This window comes from Viridibacillus sp. FSL H8-0110, assembly GCF_038003565.1.
GTDB lineage: Bacteria > Bacillota > Bacilli > Bacillales_A > Planococcaceae > Viridibacillus > Viridibacillus arenosi.
In genome coordinates this window covers 3,594,119-3,612,927 of sequence record NZ_JBBOPJ010000001.1, presented here as the reverse complement: position 1 = coordinate 3,612,927, position 18,809 = coordinate 3,594,119, and the positions used below count along the sequence as shown (strand labels likewise).

Genomic DNA, 18,809 nt, shown 5'->3' with positions numbered 1-18,809 from the left:
ATAAGAGTAGTGAAGGTGTAATTGTTAATTAATACAAAAATAGGGAATGGTCTAAAAAATCAATATTTGATATTTACATGATTGCTTTTTTTGATGTTGGACATACTACTGTGAAATGAATTTGTTATAATTCATTTTCAATTTTCCCTACTTTCATTAGTTTTATTACCATTTTCTTTTTTTGTATTTCTGTGGATTTTGATGGATGAGAGAAGTTGTCTGTGGTGTATGAATAATTGCATCTGTTATTGTTGGATTTATCTTTGATGGTATACAAGGATTCCCACAAATGTTTAACGAGTCTGTAGTTTTTGAAGTTGGACTCATATTTGTTGTCTCATTAACGGAAAAAAGACTTTTCTTTAGCCAATATCGTTAGCTTTGTAAATTGTAAAACCTACATTTTGTATTAAAATGGTAGGTATTTTGTCGAAAAATAAATCGTTTACAAAGAAAGTTGATATTGACAAAGAAATGTTATATTTATCAATGGATTGACCCTGATATTCAAGGGTTTTTTTGCACCGAAATATATATTTTTCGACAAAATTCGATAAAAAAAATCATGTAATATTCCACATTGGAACAATTTTTTTTCGAATTTGTGAACGCTAATGTTACAGAATTGTAAAAGTTGTCATAGAATATGTAAAAATAGCAGATATTCTATTAAATTATTGTTAAGCTAATTTAGCGTTCAGGACAAATATATGTTTTGACACTAACTTTTTCAGGAGGAATTTATGTTTAATCGAAAAAAGCCAGATCCATTCTTTGAAGTTTTAGCAAAAATTGCCATTAATGTGCAAGAGGCAATGCATTATGCCAACGATTTCCGTATTCAGAGTTTGGAAGACTTAGAAGAAATTAGCAAACGAATGAAAAAATATGAAACGGATGGGGATTCTCTCATTCATGAATTAATCGTGATGCTGAATAAATCATTTATGACCCCAATTGAAAGAGAGGATATTTTAGCGCTTGCAAACAGTATGGATGACGTTCTTGATGGTATGGAAGAATGTATTGCACACTTTGACATGTTCGCGTTAATCGATATCGATGAGTCAATGAATACATTTATCAGTTATATTGTGAAAAGTGCTGATGAAATTGTAAAAGCTATGGACTTATTAAAAACGAAAAACCTAATTGGTATGCGTGATCATGCCATTTTAATAAAAGATTATGAAAGCAAATGTGATGAAGTGCTTCGTACATCCATTAAGCAACTATTCTTGCATGAAAAAGATCCGATCCAACTTATTAAGTTCAAGGATATCTATGAACAATTAGAGGATATTGCAGATGATTGCCAAAATGTAGCGAATACTATGGAAACTATTATTATGCGTAATGCATAGGAGCAGGAGTCACGAATGGATACAATACTCTTATTAACAGTTTTAGTTGTTATTTTTGCACTGACATTTGACTTTATCAATGGTTTCCATGATACAGCAAATGCCATTGCTACATCAGTATCGACACGAGCTTTGCCACCTAAAGTAGCAGTAATTATGGCTGCGATTATGAACTTTATAGGGGCAATCACATTTACAGGTGTTGCAAAGGCAATTACGAAAGACATCGTAGATCCTTTCGCATTATCAAATGGTTCTGTGATTATATTAGCTGCATTACTTGCAGCAATTATTTGGAACTTAATTACTTGGTATTATGGAATTCCGTCTAGTTCATCTCATGCGATTATTGGTGCTATCGCTGGTGCTGCTATTGCAGCAGCCGGTTTTGGTATCTTGAACTACACAGGTTTCGTGAAAATATTACAAGCTTTATTATTATCACCTTTTATTGCTATAGCAGCTGGTTTCTTGATGATGTCTTTATTCAAAGTCATTTTCAAAAATGCAAATTTGTATCGTACAAATAAAGGAATTCGATATTTACAAATTTGTACTGCTGCACTTCAATCGTTTACACATGGTACGAATGATGCGCAAAAAGCAATGGGTATTATGACAATGGCTTTAATCGCTGGAGGATTACAAACTGGCGATGACATTCAAGGTTGGGTTCGAGTTTCTGCAGCATTAGCAATGGGACTTGGTACTTCAATCGGTGGTTATAAAATCATCAAAACAGTTGGTGGTAAAATTATGAAATTGCGCCCAGTTAACGGTGCAGCAGCCGACTTAGCTTCTGCTTCAGTTATCTTTAGTGCAACGTTAATTCACTTACCAGTTAGTACTACACATGTTATTTCTTCCGCTATTATGGGGGTAGGAGCTGCACAACGTGTGAAAGGTGTTAAATGGGGAGTAGCTCGTAAAATTATTATGACTTGGATTATTACAATGCCATCATCAGCAGCAATGGCTGCATTGATATTCTACATTTTAGATTTCTTTTTCTAAAACTTAGCTAACAACTGCCTGACAACTGATCACAAATCGGTTGCAGGCATTTTTTATTTACATTATTATTTGAAAATTATGAAAATATACTTATAATTGATAGAAGGAAGAAAATAGGATGTGGGGGGATTATTGTGAAGAATAAGAGATTAGGAATCATTGTTGTCGTAATGGCTATGCTTTTCATATTGGTAGCATGTTCAACTGACGACTCAAAAGGTGAAAAGTCATCAGACGGAAAAGAAAATAACAATGACAAGCAGACTGTTGTTTATGGTCGCGGAGCGGATTCAGTGTCATTGGACCCTAGTACAGTAACCGACGGTGAATCGTTCAAAGTAGCACGCAATATTTTTGAGACATTATTAGTATTTGGAGAACAAGATACTTCTACACAAGCTGGACTAGCTAAGGATACGAAGATTTCTGATGATGGTAAGACGTATACTTTTATGCTAGAGGAAAATGTTAAATTTCATGATGGTACAGACTTTAATGCGGAGGCTGTTGTTAAAAACTTCGAACGTTGGATGAATGGTAGTGCAGATCAATTTCCTTATTATGCAGACATGTTCGGTGGCTTTAAAGGCGACGAAAATCATATTATTGAAAGTGTGAAAGCTGATGGAGATTATACATTCATCATTCAATTAAAGAAACCAATGATTCCACTTTTAAATAATTTAGCAATGGTGGCTTTTTCAATTGCAAGTCCAACTGCATTTGAAAAAGACGGGGGGAAATTTGGAGAAAATCCTGTAGGGACAGGTCCATTTAAATTTTCAGAATGGAAAAGAAATGATTCAGTCGTTTTGACAAAAAACAATGATTACTGGCAAGATGGTTTACCAAAGCTGGATAGTGTCATTTTCAAAGCAATGCCAGATAATGCAGCAAGGTTAAATGCATTAATGAGTGGAGAAATTGATATTGCAGATGGTGTAGCACCTGCATCAATTTCCACAGTTGAACAAAATGACCAAATTACTTTAATTGAACGCCCTTCATTTAATGTCGGATATTTAGGGATGACAACAAATAAAGCACCATTTACTGATATAAAGTTACGTCAGGCTATTAGCCATTCAGTCAATCGTCAAGTGATTGCGGACACATTCTTTGAAGGGAAAGCATTGGTAGCAAAAAATCCAGTGCAACCCACAGCTTTAGGCTATAACGAAGATACGCCTTTATATGATTATGATCCTGAAAAAGCGAAAGCATTATTGAAAGAGTCTAGTTATGATGGTAAAGAATTAGAGTTATGGGCAATGCCTGTACCACGTCCATATATGCCAGATGGCCAAAAGGTTGCTGAAGCGATTCAGAAGAATTTAGAGGATGTGGGGATTAAAACGAAAATTGTGTCGTTTGAATGGGCGACATATTTAGAGAAAACAAAAGCAGGTGAAGCAGATTTATTTTTACTTGGTGGAACAAGTGATAATGGAGATCCTGACAATTTATTATCTTTGTTCTTTGATCGTGACGGGTCGTTAAATAACTCTCAATTTTCAATTGACAAAGTTCAAAAACTCCTGCAAGCTGGTCGTTCTGAACAGGATGTAGAAAAACGGAAAGAGTTATATAAAGAAATTCAACTTATTTTGCATAAAGAAGCACCGGTATTGCCATTAGTACATTCCACACCACTATTAGCAGCATCTAAATCAGTGAAAAACTTTAAAGCACATCCTACAGAAGCTGATGATTTAAAGAATGTCTCTGTAGAATAAAATAAAAACAACACGCTCGTTTTTTAGAGCGTGTTGTTTTTTGTAAACGATATTATATAGCTCGGTATTTTTTTAGCGCTATGATATTCAAGAAAATAAATAGTACTGAAAATAATAGTAATACACCGAGGTCGATAACGATATCTGCAAATGCAAACCCTTTATACATAACACCCGTAAGAGCATCCGCAGCGTAGTAAAGAGGCATAATTTTACCGATTGAAAGTAACCAATCCGCCATGCCATCCAGTGGGAATAATCCTGTAAAGAAAATTTGCGGAACAATGACTAGTGGTATAAATTGAACCATTTGGAATTCTGAAGATGCAAAGCTAGATAATAGAATGCCTAATGATAAGGCAACTAATGCGAGCAATAAATTAATCAGTAGCACATACCAAATAGATCCAACTAGAACAATATCAAGTATTTTTACAGCATAAAGTACGACAATTGATGTCTGAATGACAGCAAAAATTCCGTAACCGATTAAATAACCAAGTACAACTTCATGACGGCGAATAGGTGTAGCTAATAACCTTTCTAATGTGCCTGTTGTACGTTCCTTTAATAATGCAATTCCTGCAATGAGGAAGACGAAAAAGAATACAAAGAAGCCGACTAAGATAGGACTAATGATGTCAAATAACTGTGTATCTTCATCTCCATATACATAATTTGTAGTTACTCCAAGCGTCGGTATTTTACTAGACATACTATTCATTTGGAGGGTTGTAAGTGCTTGTTTCACCTGCATTTGTAATGTCTTTGCTTTACTAGGTGAATCGTTTTGTAACGTCAAAGTAAGCTGCTTATTTTCAAGTGTTAACCAACCGTCTAAGTCTTTAGCAAGTGCCTCTTCTTGAGAAAGCTGGTTATACTTTTCTACTTCAATATTAGCATTTTCTAATGCTTTAATTATTTTAGTATTTCCACCAACTATGCCAAGCTTCGGAGAATGATCTTCTGTATGAAATATAAAGTACATCAGACTTAAGATGAGGAGAGGTGCAAGAAATAGTAGTGCAAGTGTCCGTTTATCTCTTAGCATTTGCTGAATAATTCTATTTACTAAAGCTACAATCCTCATGTTTTAGCACCTCCAGCTCGTAAAAACACCTCATCAAATGTGTCTGCGTCATAAATTTTTCTTAATTTAGTAGGCGTCCCATTAGCGATTATTTTACCTTCTTTCATTAAGGCGAGTTCATCGCACTTTTCAGCTTCATCCATTACATGTGTAGTGATAAGAATGGTTTTCTTTTCTACTTTTTTCAGACGTTCGAGCTCTTGCCAAATTGTGAGTTTTAGAGCAGGGTCAATTCCTACAGTTGGTTCATCTAAAATAAGAATATCTGGATTTTGAAGTAGTGCAATGGCTAAAGAGAGTCTTCGTTTCATACCACCAGAATAGTTTTCAACCTTTTGAGAAAGAGCATTTGTAAGTTGGACAATATCCGCAGCATAAGCAATACGTTTGTCTCTTTCTTTTTTATTTAATGAATATAACTTCGCAAAAAATTGCATATTTTCCATTCCCGTTAAATCGCTATATAATGCATCGGATTGTGCCATATAGCCGATTCTTTTGAGTAAATTGTAATTTGGTACAGTTTGCTGAAAAACTTCTATTTGACCTGCATCCGCTTTTAACATACCTACTATTAGTTTGATTAATGTTGTTTTACCACAACCAGATGGACCGATTAGACCGAAAATTTTTCCTGAGTCAATAGACAGACTGACATTTTGAATAATGGATCTTTTTTGAAAGTGCTTTTGTACATCTGTTAATTGGATTGAGGACATAAAATTCACTCCTTTTATACACATTAATAAATTGAGTTGCTTGTTCACATAGTCTAATTTAGTATGGAAGATATTACAATATCAATTTGCGTAATGGAGGAACTAGATGGAAGAAAGAATAATAGAAGAAATTATAGACTGTATGGCCATATATGGTGACGATAGTACAATTCAAAAAATTCAAACGGCGCATCGTTTGAAGTTAGCGCAGTTTTGGTCAATCAAAAAAGGGATGAGTGTACTGGAAATAGGTTGTGGACAAGGGGATACTACTGCAGTATTAGCACATCTAGTAGGTGAAGGAGGCTTTGTCCATGGTATTGATGTCGCGGATGCAGATTATGGTAGTCCAATCACTTTAGGAGAAGCAGCCTGTCATTTAAAAGCCTCAAAGTTAGGTGCGCAAATACAAATAGATTTAGCTACAGATGTGATTGCGGATGAAATCGATTTTTCAGAAAAATCATTTGATGTGGTTGTGTTATCGCACTGTTCTTGGTATTTCCAGTCAGCCGAGCAGCTAGCAGTCGTATTAAAGAAAGCTAGGAAATGGGGGAAAACATTATGCTTTGCAGAATGGGATGCAAGGGTAACAAGTATTGAACAGTATCCTCATTTTCTGGCTGTATTGATTCAAGCTCAATTTGAAACATTTAAAGAAACAAGTATTTCGAACATCCGGTCATTATTTACGGCGGAGGATATTAAGAAAATCATTCAACAAGCCGGGTGGGAGATCCAAAAAGAGAATATAATTTACTCTCCGGAATTACAGGATGGAGAATGGGAAGTGGATTTTACTATCCAAGATTATGCCAAAGAGCTTCTGGCTGTAGAGTATATTCCAAAAAAGTTGGTCCTATTACTGCAAACTGAAATATTAATACTTAAAGATGCAATACAAAGAAATGCTATAAAACCGATGTCTACATATGTACTAATAAGTAATTAGATATAGATTCTACTGATTGATTAATGCTGAGTCGGCTTTAATTTTAGAGAAGTGGTTTTCATTAGTAAAGGTTTGTTCATCATCGGTTATTCTATTTAGTAATTCAATTTGAGTTAGGTTTAAACCTTTTCTTCTATTTTTACAACATTTCTTCTCGTAACTTTTAGAAATCAATGTTTCTATAATAATGAATTTAACTCTTTTTTAATAAATAAAAAAATACCCCTATGCAAAGTAAAAGCATAGGGATATATAATTATTTTTAAATTGCTTTTGTAACGATATTTACATCAACATTACCACGAGTTGCTTTTGAATAAGGGCAAGTTTGATGTGCTTTAGCTGTTAACTGTTCGGCTACATCTTGTGATACACCTTTCACTTCAACTTCTAAAGTGACAGCGATTTTAAAGCCATTATCGGCTTCATCTTTCACTAAGCTAACTTTAGCCGTAACAGTTGAATCAATAGTTTCATTTTCATTTTTAGCTACTAAATTGAGGGCACCATCATAACATGCGGAATAGGCTGCAGCGAATAATTGTTCTGGATTGGAGCCTGTTGGAGTTTCATTTCGCTTTGGCATTTTTAAATCTAAATCAATTATGCCATCATTCGATTTTACATGACCATCTCTACCATTTTTTGCAGTTGCTTCTGATGTAAAGTATACGACCATTTCGTCACCTCATTTATTATTTTGATACCCTTCAACTGTACATGACATAATTTGCATAGTCAAAAATAATGATTGAGTATTCAGTTGTTAAAATTCGGTAGAATAACAAAAAACCTTACGGACCCTTCAATTGATAGAAGGCAGCATAAGGTTTCTTGTTTGAGATTATTGAGTCTTTTGTAAGAATCACTATTCATCATAGTTGTCGAGAGGATAAAAGTCAATATGACGGAAGCTTTTTAGTGAATCTTGGTAATTTAACTAATGTAATAAAGGCTAACTTGTCATGAAGACAGAGCCAGCCTTTTATTTTTAATCTCTTATAATAATTCTTTACGAAGTTCTGCTGCTGATTTTGGTGACAACAAGCCAAAAGGTACATCGAAAACTGTTTTAGCTCCTTTATCGCCAGCTTTGTTAAGTTTGTAAGCAGCACGTGCAAAGGCAACTAGGACACTTGATGTGAAGTATGGATTGCTTTCTAAGTTTAAAGAGAACTCCATAATTTGCTTATGCTCCGCGTTAGATTCACCACTTCGAATAACGAACCCACCATGTGGCATACCGCTATGATTTGTAGCAAGTTCATCTTCAGAGATGAAATTTACAGTTGTATTATAATCAGAGAAATAGTTTGGCATTGTTTTAATTTGTTCTTCGATATTCACAGCATCTGCGCCATCTTCTAAAACAACGAAACATTCGCGAGCATGTTTTTCACGAGTAGTTAATTCTGGATTTTCACCATTACGTACGCGATTTACTGCCACTTCAATTGGTAATGTATATTGCACTGCATTTTTAACGCCTTCAATACGACGAACTGCATCAGAGTGGCCTTGACTTAAGCCATCACCCCAAAAAGTATAAGTATTGCCAATAGGTAACACTGCTTCTCCTAAAAGACGGTTTAATGAAAATAGACCTGGATCCCAACCAACTGAAATGATGCTTACTTTATTTGCAGGTTCTGCAACTGCATTTACTGCATCAAAGAAAGCTGGAATTTTGGCGTGTGTATCAAAGCTGTCGATAGTGTTAAACCATTGAGCGAAATGAGGTACTTGCTCCGGTAAGTCCGTAGCAGATCCCCCACATAAGATCATGACATCAATGGCATCTTTAAATTCTTCTGCATCATTTACCGCATATACTGGGACATTAGCGCTCTCGATTTTTAATGAAGAAGGGTCACGACGAGTAAATACTGCCACTAATTCCATATCAGGGTTTTGGGCAATTGCCCCTACAACGCCACGTCCTAAATTACCATAACCTACAATACCAATTCGAATTTTACTCAAAGACTTTCCTCCTAAAAATATGTATAGTATCAATAAATATAATTCCAATTGTACTTTTAATTTTGAAAATTCACAATGCTATACATGAGATTAATAGTGAGAGGGAAGGGGTTGTTTGAGCTTGTAAGTCATGTAGATAGTACTTCGCGGAGGAGATGGCTTCTCCTCATTATTGCATTAATGTTACTGAGAGAAAAAGCTATTCTTATGTGAGTAATTTTATCGCTGGTAAGGAATAAATTTACTATTTTAATAAAGGTGTTTATCTATATCAAAATATCTATATGTGATTTACGTTATAAATTAGCTAGTTAAAGTTAATATTTTCTCGAAATATATTAATTATATACATATTCAGAAAATTTAATGTTATTGTAATATTACAAATTTTATTAATTGGAGGTTATATTATGGCTCAAATGCTTGCCCTTGTTATATTATTAGGGATTTTATATATTGGCGATGTTGTGGCAACTAAAACGAAAGCATGGATTCCGTCTGTATTTGTTTGCGCTGTACTGTTTTTATTGGGGTATTGGACGTTTTTTCCGAAGAATATTGTAGAGATTGCAGGTATTCCAGCAATCGTAGCAACAATGATGATGTACTTATTAATTACTAACATGGGTACTTTACTTTCATTGAAAGAATTAAGAAATCAATGGAAAACGATAGTTATTGCACTATCAGGAATTTTAGGTATCATCGTTATCTTATTTACGATAGGCGCTTTGATTTTCGATCTGCAAACGATGATTGTTGCGATTCCTCCACTAGTTGGTGGATTAGTTTCAGCTCTTATTATGTCTGAGGGAGCAGCGAATGCAGGGTATGATGATCTAGCTGTTTTCGCAATTGTCATATATGTTATTCAAGGTTTTGCTGGTTATCCACTAACGTCAATTTTCTTAAAAAAAGAAGGGAATCGGTTATTAAAGCTATATCGTTCTGGTGAGATAAAAGCTCAGGAAATAACAGTTGAAGAAGAGGAAAAACTAGAAAAACCAAAAATATTTAAGAAACTACCTGATCGCTACAATACGGATTATTTCAAATTTTTCCGATTAGCCATTGTTGGCTGTTTAGCGTATTTTACATCAACTGCATTAGCTCCAATTATTACAGTAAATGCATTAGTACTATGTTTACTATTTGGTGTAATTGCTACTTCACTAGGTTTCTTAGAAAAGCAGCCTTTACAAAAGGCAAATGGTTTCGGTTTTGCCATCATGGCATTAATGTTATTTATTTTTGATGGTTTAAAAAATGCTACACCAGAAATGATGCTACGAATAATTACACCTTTAATAGTTAGTATCGTTCTTGCAGTAATTGGCATGTATATCTTTTCATTTATCGCAGGAAAAATTTTAAAAGTAAGTCCAAATATGGCGTTTGCTGTATCATTAACAGCCTTATATGGCTTCCCAGCAGATTATATTATTACAAATGAAGTTGTGAACGCTGTAACATCAGATAAAAAAGAACGTGAATTTTTAACAAGTCATATGCTTCCACCGATGCTTGTTGGTGGTTTCATCACAGTTACGATAGTTTCTGTTGTATTAGCAGGCTTATTTGTAACCTGGATTAAATAATAAAGGGGTCCTTCAAATGGGGAAAAATATAAAAGAAATTATTGCAAGTTATAATGATGAGTTAGTCGCCATTCGTCGTAAACTACATAAAGAGCCAGAGTTATCATGGCAGGAGTTTAAAACAACTCAGTTTGTATGCGATTATTTAGAACAACTGAACATTCCGTATAGAAAAACTGAACCAACTGGTGTAATTGCTGATATTACAGGTGGGAAGCAAGGTAAAACGGTTGCTCTTCGTGCAGATATGGATGCTTTATCTGTTTATGAATTAAATCGTGAGCTTGAATATCACTCACAAGAAGATGGCAAAATGCATGCATGTGGACATGATGCTCATACAGCAATGTTATTAATTGCTGCAAAAGCTCTAAATGAAATAAAAGATGAGCTAGAAGGAGAAGTGCGCTTAATCTTCCAACCAGCAGAAGAAGTGGCAACAGGTGCTAAGGAGATGGTTCGTCAAGGAGCAGTTGAGAGTGTTGATAATGTGTTTGGAATTCACATTTGGTCGCAAATTCCTTCACATAAAATCCAATGTGCACCTGGCCCATCATTTGCATCAGCAGATCTCTTTAAAGTGATATTTAAAGGTCGCGGTGGTCATGCTGCAATGCCGCATGATACGGTTGATGCAGTAATGATTGCATCATCATTTGCATTAAATGTACAAACAGTTGTATCGAGAACAGTTAACCCGTTACGTCCAGCCGTACTAACAATAGGTAAAATGGAGGTAGGCACTCGTTTTAATGTTATTGCAGAAAATGCAGTTCTTGAAGGGACGGTTCGTTGCTTTGATGTAGAGACTCGTCAACATATAGAAGCACAAATTCATCAATATGCAGAGCAAATTGCCGCAATTTATGGTGGTACTGCCGAAGTTGAGTATAACTATGGTACACAAGCTGTCATCAATGATAAAGATAGTGCAGAGTTAGCACGTCAAGTCATTGAACAATCATTCGGAGAAGAATCATATTATCTTGATGATCCTACAATGGGCGGAGAAGATTTCAGTTTCTATCTTGATAAAGTACCTGGTTGTTTTGCTTTAGTTGGCTGTGGTAATGCTGAAAAAGATTCACAATGGGCACACCATCATGGACGCTTCAATGTAGATGAAGATACATTGAAAGTTGGTTCAGAGTTATTTGTACAATACGCAGTGAATTTTTTAAAGAGAAATAACTAATGTTTTTCATCAAAGCATGTACTTGACTACTTTTAATAATTAAGAAGTCCCTCGCTAAGTTTCAGTAAATACGATTGTTTGCCATTATTTTTAATTGTAAACGATAAGGGTGTAGAAGTATTCGTATAGCTTTATATGTCAAGAACAGACTTCGATGTTGAGAAAAAAGAGAGAAAGGTGGCCTTTCGTTCAAAGTAGAACAAAAAGTCACCTTTTTTATTTTCCCTAAGATTACTGAAATTAATATACTTGATTAGTTTGTTGAGTTGAATTAGTTGATTGAGCTTGTTCAGAACGTCTAAAAATTTTTATAATGACAACAGGTAAATAACCTATTAATTTAGAATGCAGTTCCATATGATATTGCAAGGATGTACTGAACATAAAAGGAGTCGATTTTTGTGGAGAAGTGTCACAATGATAGTAAATGTGTAAAAAAGACATTGGAAAAAATACTACATGAACAAAGAAATGTTAGGAAGAAAAAGAATGATAACTGCGAATTTTCATGCCAGTCACCACTTGGAGAGTTATTTAAACCAAATAAGAACAATACAATACCTTTTATTTTATATTGTAATTGTGAAGCGTTTAAGGTTGAAGGCGTGACTACTTGCTTTGACGATTGTTCAAAAAAAGAAAAATTTGTTTGTTTTTTAACATTCATTTTCAAAATAGTAGAATTAAAGGATGACTGTGTAGTTTTGGAATTATTAAAATTTAAAAACCATAATAAATGTGTTGCTAATACTAAAGATCATATATGCTCCCCTTGTTGTCAGCTTGATTGTGAAGATGTAGAAGATTTGATTTCAACATGTGTATGTATAACAGTTGATATTTCAAGCTTTACAGGCATTCAATGTCTGCCTGCTGTTTGTTTATAGAATGAAAACATGCCAGAACTCACTGCAAGTTTCAACAATTTGGGCATCTACTCAGTTGCTGATTAAAGCTCCCCCAGTTCGTCTTTCTTACATTGAAATGAACTCTTTATCATTACATTTTTGAAAATATTATTAGTGTATGTTTGTAGGACTGGACATTTTGTTATAAGAAAAGCTCTGCAATGAAAAAAAGTGTAGGCGTCGATCAAACGGAACGTCTAATTTTGATATGTAAAATGTCAACACTCCCAATTTAGAAATGGATGTTATAAAGATAGAACCTAGAGAAAAAGTTAATAAAAACGAGACAAACAACAGATTTCATAAAATAAAACGAAGAACTTCTTAGTTGTTAAATGTATATGATTTAGTATTGGGGCCAAATTCGCTTCCTGTATTTTCGAGTCTTCTTTTTTAAGTTATTTTCAATTCATTAATTTCAATATTCTTTTTTAATTAACAGAAATTAAAGTTAGTGCACCTTCTATCTCTACGTATCTTGTTTTCCAGCCTACAAAGACTGTATTCGTGAATCGTAATTGATGGTAATTACAGATTTCTTCCTGTCAGTTTTTTATGATTCAAACAATCCTATACTGCCAGATGTTCGATTTTTCCTCCTTGTGTGATCCAACGTTGCAAAACATGGTCCACAGAGGTTTCGGAGTTTGCGTCTGTTTCTCAGCATATGTCATCGATGTTCCATCCACGTGACTTTGCAAAAAGTTTTGAATTCTTTCGTATATAGATTTCCTGGAGACAGCCAAATATTCCCCCAAAAAACACTTGATTTACCTTTTAAGTTTTTATTAATGGGTATGTTTTCTTCCCTTTACTGAGGATAGCCCTTATCTGACATTATGGACAAGCTTGTAGATAGTCAATTGGTTGGACATGAATAATTAACTCATGTTCTTTTCTCATTCATGTATTTTTTTTGCTTCCTGTAATTCGCTTGTCTTGTGATTGAGAAGAAGGGTAGTAAAATCGGAATGTATCTGTATACTCCTTTCGTTGTTGTCTAATACTTTCGATTATAGGGGAGAGATGTTTTTTATATCAAAATAGATTGTTGTATCAAACACCTAAAATATTCCTAAAAGAAAATTTATATTTTTCTGATAATTATGTTGACTAAAAAGAATTCTGGGGTTAGAATCAAAACTAATCAAATAATGAGTGAGCAATGATTGGAAATAGTAAGAGGAAAAATAAGCTATTCAGAGAGCCGGTGGTTGGTGAGAATCGGTAGTTATTTGCCTTTGAACTCGTCCAAGAGCTACTCCGTGAAATAATAGTAGCGGATGTCGGGATTCTGCCGTTAAAAGAATAGGTGGTGATAGCCATCAAAGTGAGTGGGTTCATGTTAGGCATGGATCAATTAGAGTGGTACCGCGAGCACAGCCTCGTCTCTATAGTTTCTATAGAGGCGGGGCTTTTTATTATTTAAAAAAGAAAAGGAGTGTATGTGAAATGTCGAGAAAAATATGGGTGTTTGATACGACTTTACGTGATGGGGAACAAGTACCGGGGGCGAAACTGAATTTATACGAAAAACTAGAAGTAGCTCATCAGTTAAAGAAATTACAAGTTGATATTATTGAAGCTGGTTTCCCAGCATCATCAGCCGGAGATTTTAATGCGGTAAAAGAAATTGCGATGAAGGTTGGGGATACTGATAATATCATGATTACTGCCCTAGCACGTGCTGTTAAAGCAGATATCGATGCGGTTTATAATAGTGTAAAGTATGCTGAAAAGCCGTTAATTCATATGGTTCTTGGAACTTCAGACATTCACGTTGAAAAGAAATTTGGTAAATCAAAAAATCAAATTCTAGATATCGGAGTTGAAGCTGTTAAATATGCTAAGACACTTTTACCAGAAGTGCAGTATTCTACAGAAGATGCATCACGTTCTGAGTTTGAATACTTATGGTCGACAATTGAAGCCGTCGTCAAGGCTGGCGCTACGATGATTAATGTCCCAGACACAGTTGGTTATGCAGTGCCAGAGGAATTCGGTGAACTTATATTCAAATTAAATGACCGCCTAAAAAATCTGAATGAAAAAGTGCTTTTAAGTGTACATTGTCATAATGATTTAGGGATGGCTACAGCAAATACATTAGCTGCTATAAAAAATGGTGCAGATAAAGTGGAGTGTACGGTTAACGGTATTGGAGAGCGAGCTGGTAATGCTGCATTAGAAGAGGTTGTTATGGCATTAAATACACGTTCATCTTTCTACAAAGCAAACACAAATATTAATTCAAAGGAAATTATGAACACATCTAAGCTTGTGAGTAGCTTAATGGGACTTGATGTACAGGTGAATAAAGCTATTACTGGAGATAACGCCTTTGCACATTCATCTGGTATTCACCAAGATGGTTTACTAAAATCACGTGATGCCTATGAAATTATTAGTCCTACAGAAGTTGGATTAGATGATATGGAGCTTGTTCTTACAGCCCGTTCTGGACGTCATGCGGTGAAAAATGCACTCGGAAAATTAGCTTTTAATCAGCTAACAGATGATCAATTTGAAGAAATTTTTGCAGATTTCTTAGTATTGGCTGATGCGAAAAAAGAAGTATATAACCATGATTTATATATTATTGTAGAAAAGTATTTTGAGCGTCATGACATGAATGAAGAAATTCACCATCATAGTGAAAATTTTTATGAGTTGTTGGATTTGCAAGTAATTAGTAATACAATTTTCCCATCAGCAAGCGTCAAAATAAAAAAGGGAGATCAGATTTTCAAAAGCAGCACTACAGTAGCATCGGGTCCAATTGATGCACTTTACTCATCGATTAAAGAAATCATTGATATCGATATCAAATTATTAGAGTACAAAATTAGCAGTGTGTCTAGAGGAAAAGAAGCATTAGGGAAAGTAAAATTACAGGTAGAATATAAAGGCGAAAAATATATTGCAAAAGCAACTGATACAGATGTCATTAAGGCAAGTGCTTTAGCTTATATTAATGCAGTAAATAGTATTATTGTAGATAATTTAATGCCTGAAATAAACAAAGAACCTATTGCACAATCACTTTAAATACCAAAGACAACTTCTGCTTCATACGAGGAGTTGTTTTTGTTGTTCGAGGGACTTGTAATTTTAAAAGGAGGGTAATGAAGTGAAAGTTAATCAAGCAGATCTATCTGATACAGTTGGCGTAGCGGGGTTATTCGACATGTATCGTCAATTTTATGAGCAACAAACAAATATAGAAGGGGCTTATAAATTCATCCACAGTAGACTAACTAATAAGGATTCAGTCATATTTGTAGCGAAAAAGGGGGAGGAGTATGTAGGATTTACACAACTTTATCCAACGTACTCCTCCATATCAATGAAAAAAGCGTGGATATTAAATGACTTGTTCGTGACAAATAATAATCGGAAATCTGGCGTTGCACAGCAATTATTACAGTCAGCAATGGAACTAGGTAGACAAACAAATGCGAGTTATTTAACATTAGAAACTGCTCTCACGAATATAAATGCAAAAAAATTATATGAAAAGCATGGATTCGTTCACGACACGGAATTTGGACATTATACATTGAATTTAATTACTGTAGATAATAACGGTTAATAATTTAATTTTCGTCTCTATGAAAATTATGATTTATCAAATAGATTATTTACATATAAAAAAGATGTATTTTTATAAAATAATAAATTCAACAATCTCTGAATAGTATATAGCCGCACCAAAATTACACCTTTAGAAGCAGTTGTTGCATAGTTAATAGTGTAATATTAGAGAAAGTTAAATAGAGAAAATACGAATTAAGGCAACTTTTTGTTTTATTTTATACGAAAAGTTGCCATTGTTAGTCTAGTAATATTATATGGTATTAATTAAGCAAACTTTAAATAATTTCAATTAATACCGAAATTAATTTATCAAATAATGATGTATTCTATGGATATTTTTTGCATCAACTATTAGGTAAGAATTGTAGTTTTTAAGATAGTTAACCTTAAGAAATTAACTAATTGAAAGACCTGCGCTAGCATACCCACCTACCATATTATCGAGTGAATGACCAGTGGCTGCAGCAGAAAATACCATCAATAGTCGTGTTTGTGCTGTTACCATTATATTTAATCCTGTAGTGATTCCGTGACTGACATAACCTAGAGGAAGATTGCCAGAGAGTTTAGGAAATAATGTTACAGTAGCGCCTGGGACAGGAGTGAATAGATTATTTGGTGTTGTTGATTGATATAATTGAGCTGTAATTGTGATGGTGGAATTAACTAGAGATAGAGCCTCTGAAGTACTGAAGAAAGCATCCATCGAAGTGATTTTTCCATCACGAGGAATAGAAAATGCAAAATTCAGAAGTGCGCCAGCAGAACCTGTAAGATTTATTTTTGTCCCATCTAACTTAACGTTTGATGCAGAGTTCCCAAAGCCGATTAAACTAGTTGTTCCAATGTGTCCACCAACAGTTGTAAGTTTAACAGGAACACCTGATGCGAAAGGAATTATTGAGCCAGGCCCAGCCACTCCAGGGAGACCTCTTAAACCCATAGGTCCTTGTTCGCCCTCGGCGCCTCTATGCCCACGTTCACCATCAGCTCCAGGAAGACCCATGAATCCCCTAGGACCTCGGTCACCTTTAAGTCCTTGAGGGCCAGGAGGTCCAACAGGGCCAATAGTACCTTTATTCCCTCTTGGACCTCGAGCAGGGTCATTGTTACAAGTACAGATATATTTACTGCACTTATTACATCTTTTTATCTCATAATTCATTATTTCACCTCCTATTATTATCATGCTATTCACTTCAAAATAATTGGTAAGGGCAAGCATCACTTTATAAAATAAATATTTTTAGAACTAATTTAAACCTAATAGGTATTAATTTTATGAAAATCGTTGTTTTTCAATATTAAAAAGAAAGCACGTTTTCATATTAGGAAAAAACAAGATGTAGGTAATCCTTATTGGATTGAGTACTTAGTAAAAGGGAGGGATAAAAATAATTTTGCTATGACACGGTGGATTAACATTGTTCAAATCTAAATTTAATAATACAATTCTTAAAATACAAAGAAGGGTAGTTAAAGAAATCAATACTTGATATTAGTCAGAATAATCTTTATCATTACAACTATTATTTATAAGATTGATTTTTACTTTAAGTTACGAACGTTTCAGAATATTGTACTTGTAAATTTATGAAAAGGAGTTGGCTTTAGAATGATTGCGCCAAAGTTAAAAAAAGGTGATGAAATACGTATTATTGCACCTAGTCGCAGTATGCAAATTTTATCTAAGGATGGTATTCAAGAAGCAATTGAGCAGTTAGAGAAAATGGGCTTAAAAGTGACTTTTGGTGAGCATGTATATGATTGCGATCTACATTACTCTTCTTCAATTCATGCGAGAGTGGAGGATTTACATGCAGCTTTCATAGACCCAAATGTAAAAGGAGTCTTGACAGTTATTGGTGGATTTAATGCAAATGAGATCTTGCCCTATATCAACTATGAACTTATAAAGACCAATCCGAAAATCTTATGTGGCTATAGTGATATTACAGCGCTAGCATGGGCAATAACAGCTAAAACAGGTTTAGTCACATATTCTGGACCTCACTTTTCAAGTTTTGGAATGCGGAAGGCACAGGATTATCAAACGACTTATTTCAAAAAATGCTTCATGCAAGACGAAGCCTATGAGATTGAGCAGTCGGTTATTTGGAGTGACGATGCGTGGTTTAGAGACCAAGATAATCGCAACTTAATTCCAAATGAGGGTTTGAAAATTTATAATGGTGGATTAACTAATGGTACGTTATATGGTGGTAATCTATGTACTCTCAATTTACTACAAGGAACGGAATTTATGCCAGATTTAAAGGATGTCATTTTGTTTATTGAAGATGATGAATTGACAGATCCACTAACATTTGCACGTGATTTTACGTCCTTGCTACAGCAGGGGAAATTAGTCAACTTAAAGGGACTAGTGATTGGTAAATTCCAGAATAAATCTCAAGTGACTGAAGAGCATTTGCATTTTATTTTTGATAAACATCCTATTTTGAAGAACATTCCTGTGATGTATAATGCAAGCTTTGGTCATATTCAGCCTATGTTTACTTTTCCTATTGGAGGACTTATAGAGATAGATACAGACAAAAAGTCGATAAAAATTATTGAACACTAATAAAAAATTACATATATTATGTCTATGTATTGAGGTGTAAAAAGGCTACTGATTTTAGTAGCCTTT

General features: G+C 34.5%; 15 protein-coding genes and 1 other annotated feature. Of the genes, 10 read left to right on the top strand and 5 right to left on the bottom strand.

All coding sequences use genetic code 11. The features are described from left to right. Positions 1–743: 743 nt before the first annotated feature. The 3 genes from MHH98_RS18085 to MHH98_RS18075 all read left to right on the top strand — a co-directional run bounded on the left by MHH98_RS18085 (position 744) and on the right by MHH98_RS18075 (position 4,114). Positions 744–1,364, top strand: coding sequence for a DUF47 domain-containing protein (locus tag MHH98_RS18085; RefSeq protein ID WP_038179568.1), 621 nt, complete (start codon positions 744–746; stop codon positions 1,362–1,364). Positions 1,365–1,379: 15 nt separating this feature from the next. Next, the gene (locus MHH98_RS18080) at positions 1,380–2,378 is read left to right on the top strand and encodes an inorganic phosphate transporter (protein ID WP_038179566.1); all 999 of its coding nucleotides are present in this window, start codon (positions 1,380–1,382) and stop codon (positions 2,376–2,378) included. A gap of 134 nt (positions 2,379–2,512) precedes the next feature. Further along, positions 2,513–4,114, top strand: coding sequence for an ABC transporter substrate-binding protein (locus MHH98_RS18075; RefSeq protein WP_412104672.1), 1,602 nt, complete (start codon positions 2,513–2,515; stop codon positions 4,112–4,114). Between the two features lie 52 nt (positions 4,115–4,166). Here MHH98_RS18075 and MHH98_RS18070 read toward each other — a convergent pair whose 3' ends face one another. Together MHH98_RS18070 and MHH98_RS18065 are read right to left on the bottom strand one after the other, a co-directional pair. After that, complete coding sequence (locus tag MHH98_RS18070) at positions 4,167–5,204, bottom strand: ABC transporter permease (protein ID WP_038179560.1); 1,038 nt, start codon at positions 5,202–5,204, stop codon at positions 4,167–4,169. Beyond that, positions 5,201–5,923 carry an ABC transporter ATP-binding protein gene (locus tag MHH98_RS18065; protein WP_038179558.1) on the bottom strand — a complete coding sequence of 241 codons (723 nt, stop codon included), beginning with the start codon at positions 5,921–5,923 and terminating at the stop codon, positions 5,201–5,203. Before MHH98_RS18065 ends, MHH98_RS18070 begins: the two co-directional genes overlap by 4 nt. A 106-nt stretch (positions 5,924–6,029) precedes the next feature. Between MHH98_RS18065 and MHH98_RS18060 the strand changes: the two genes are divergently transcribed. Beyond that, a complete protein-coding gene (locus MHH98_RS18060) occupies positions 6,030–6,875 on the top strand; it encodes a class I SAM-dependent methyltransferase (protein WP_038179557.1) in 846 nt (281 codons plus the stop codon). 262 nt (positions 6,876–7,137) lie between these two features. Here the strand turns inward: MHH98_RS18060 and MHH98_RS18055 are convergent, their stop codons facing one another. Together MHH98_RS18055 and MHH98_RS18050 are read right to left on the bottom strand one after the other, a co-directional pair. After that, positions 7,138–7,554, bottom strand: coding sequence for an organic hydroperoxide resistance protein (locus tag MHH98_RS18055; protein ID WP_038179555.1), 417 nt, complete (start codon positions 7,552–7,554; stop codon positions 7,138–7,140). Between the two features lie 320 nt (positions 7,555–7,874). Then, entirely contained in the window at positions 7,875–8,858 is a 984-nt protein-coding gene (locus MHH98_RS18050; protein WP_038179553.1) for a diaminopimelate dehydrogenase, read from the bottom strand. A 410-nt stretch (positions 8,859–9,268) separates the two neighbouring features. Here MHH98_RS18050 and MHH98_RS18045 point away from each other — a divergent pair, with 410 nt between their 5' ends. The 5 genes from MHH98_RS18045 (at position 9,269) to MHH98_RS18025 (ending at position 16,151) form a co-directional block, all read left to right on the top strand. Then, complete coding sequence (locus MHH98_RS18045) at positions 9,269–10,456, top strand: hypothetical protein (protein ID WP_340713332.1); 1,188 nt, start codon at positions 9,269–9,271, stop codon at positions 10,454–10,456. A 16-nt stretch (positions 10,457–10,472) separates the two neighbouring features. Then, positions 10,473–11,651 carry an amidohydrolase gene (locus MHH98_RS18040; protein WP_038179550.1) on the top strand — a complete coding sequence of 393 codons (1,179 nt, stop codon included), beginning with the start codon at positions 10,473–10,475 and terminating at the stop codon, positions 11,649–11,651. 401 nt (positions 11,652–12,052) lie between these two features. After that, a complete protein-coding gene (locus tag MHH98_RS18035) occupies positions 12,053–12,538 on the top strand; it encodes a CotY/CotZ family spore coat protein (RefSeq protein WP_051448557.1) in 486 nt (161 codons plus the stop codon). Between the two features lie 1,177 nt (positions 12,539–13,715). Next, positions 13,716–13,955: a binding site (T-box leader), on the top strand. Positions 13,956–14,011: 56 nt separating this feature from the next. Then, positions 14,012–15,607: a 2-isopropylmalate synthase gene (locus tag MHH98_RS18030; protein WP_038179546.1), complete on the top strand. Its 1,596-nt coding sequence runs from the start codon at positions 14,012–14,014 to the stop codon at positions 15,605–15,607. Positions 15,608–15,689: 82 nt separating this feature from the next. Then, positions 15,690–16,151: a GNAT family N-acetyltransferase gene (locus MHH98_RS18025; protein WP_076034075.1), complete on the top strand. Its 462-nt coding sequence runs from the start codon at positions 15,690–15,692 to the stop codon at positions 16,149–16,151. A gap of 399 nt (positions 16,152–16,550) precedes the next feature. Here MHH98_RS18025 and MHH98_RS18020 read toward each other — a convergent pair whose 3' ends face one another. Then, complete coding sequence (locus tag MHH98_RS18020; protein ID WP_051448556.1) at positions 16,551–17,321, bottom strand: exosporium glycoprotein BclB-related protein; 771 nt, start codon at positions 17,319–17,321, stop codon at positions 16,551–16,553. Between the two features lie 450 nt (positions 17,322–17,771). On the opposite strand from MHH98_RS18020, the gene MHH98_RS18015 reads away from it, so the two are divergent. Next, positions 17,772–18,743: a S66 family peptidase gene (locus MHH98_RS18015; RefSeq protein WP_038179543.1), complete on the top strand. Its 972-nt coding sequence runs from the start codon at positions 17,772–17,774 to the stop codon at positions 18,741–18,743. Positions 18,744–18,809: the final 66 nt, after the last annotated feature.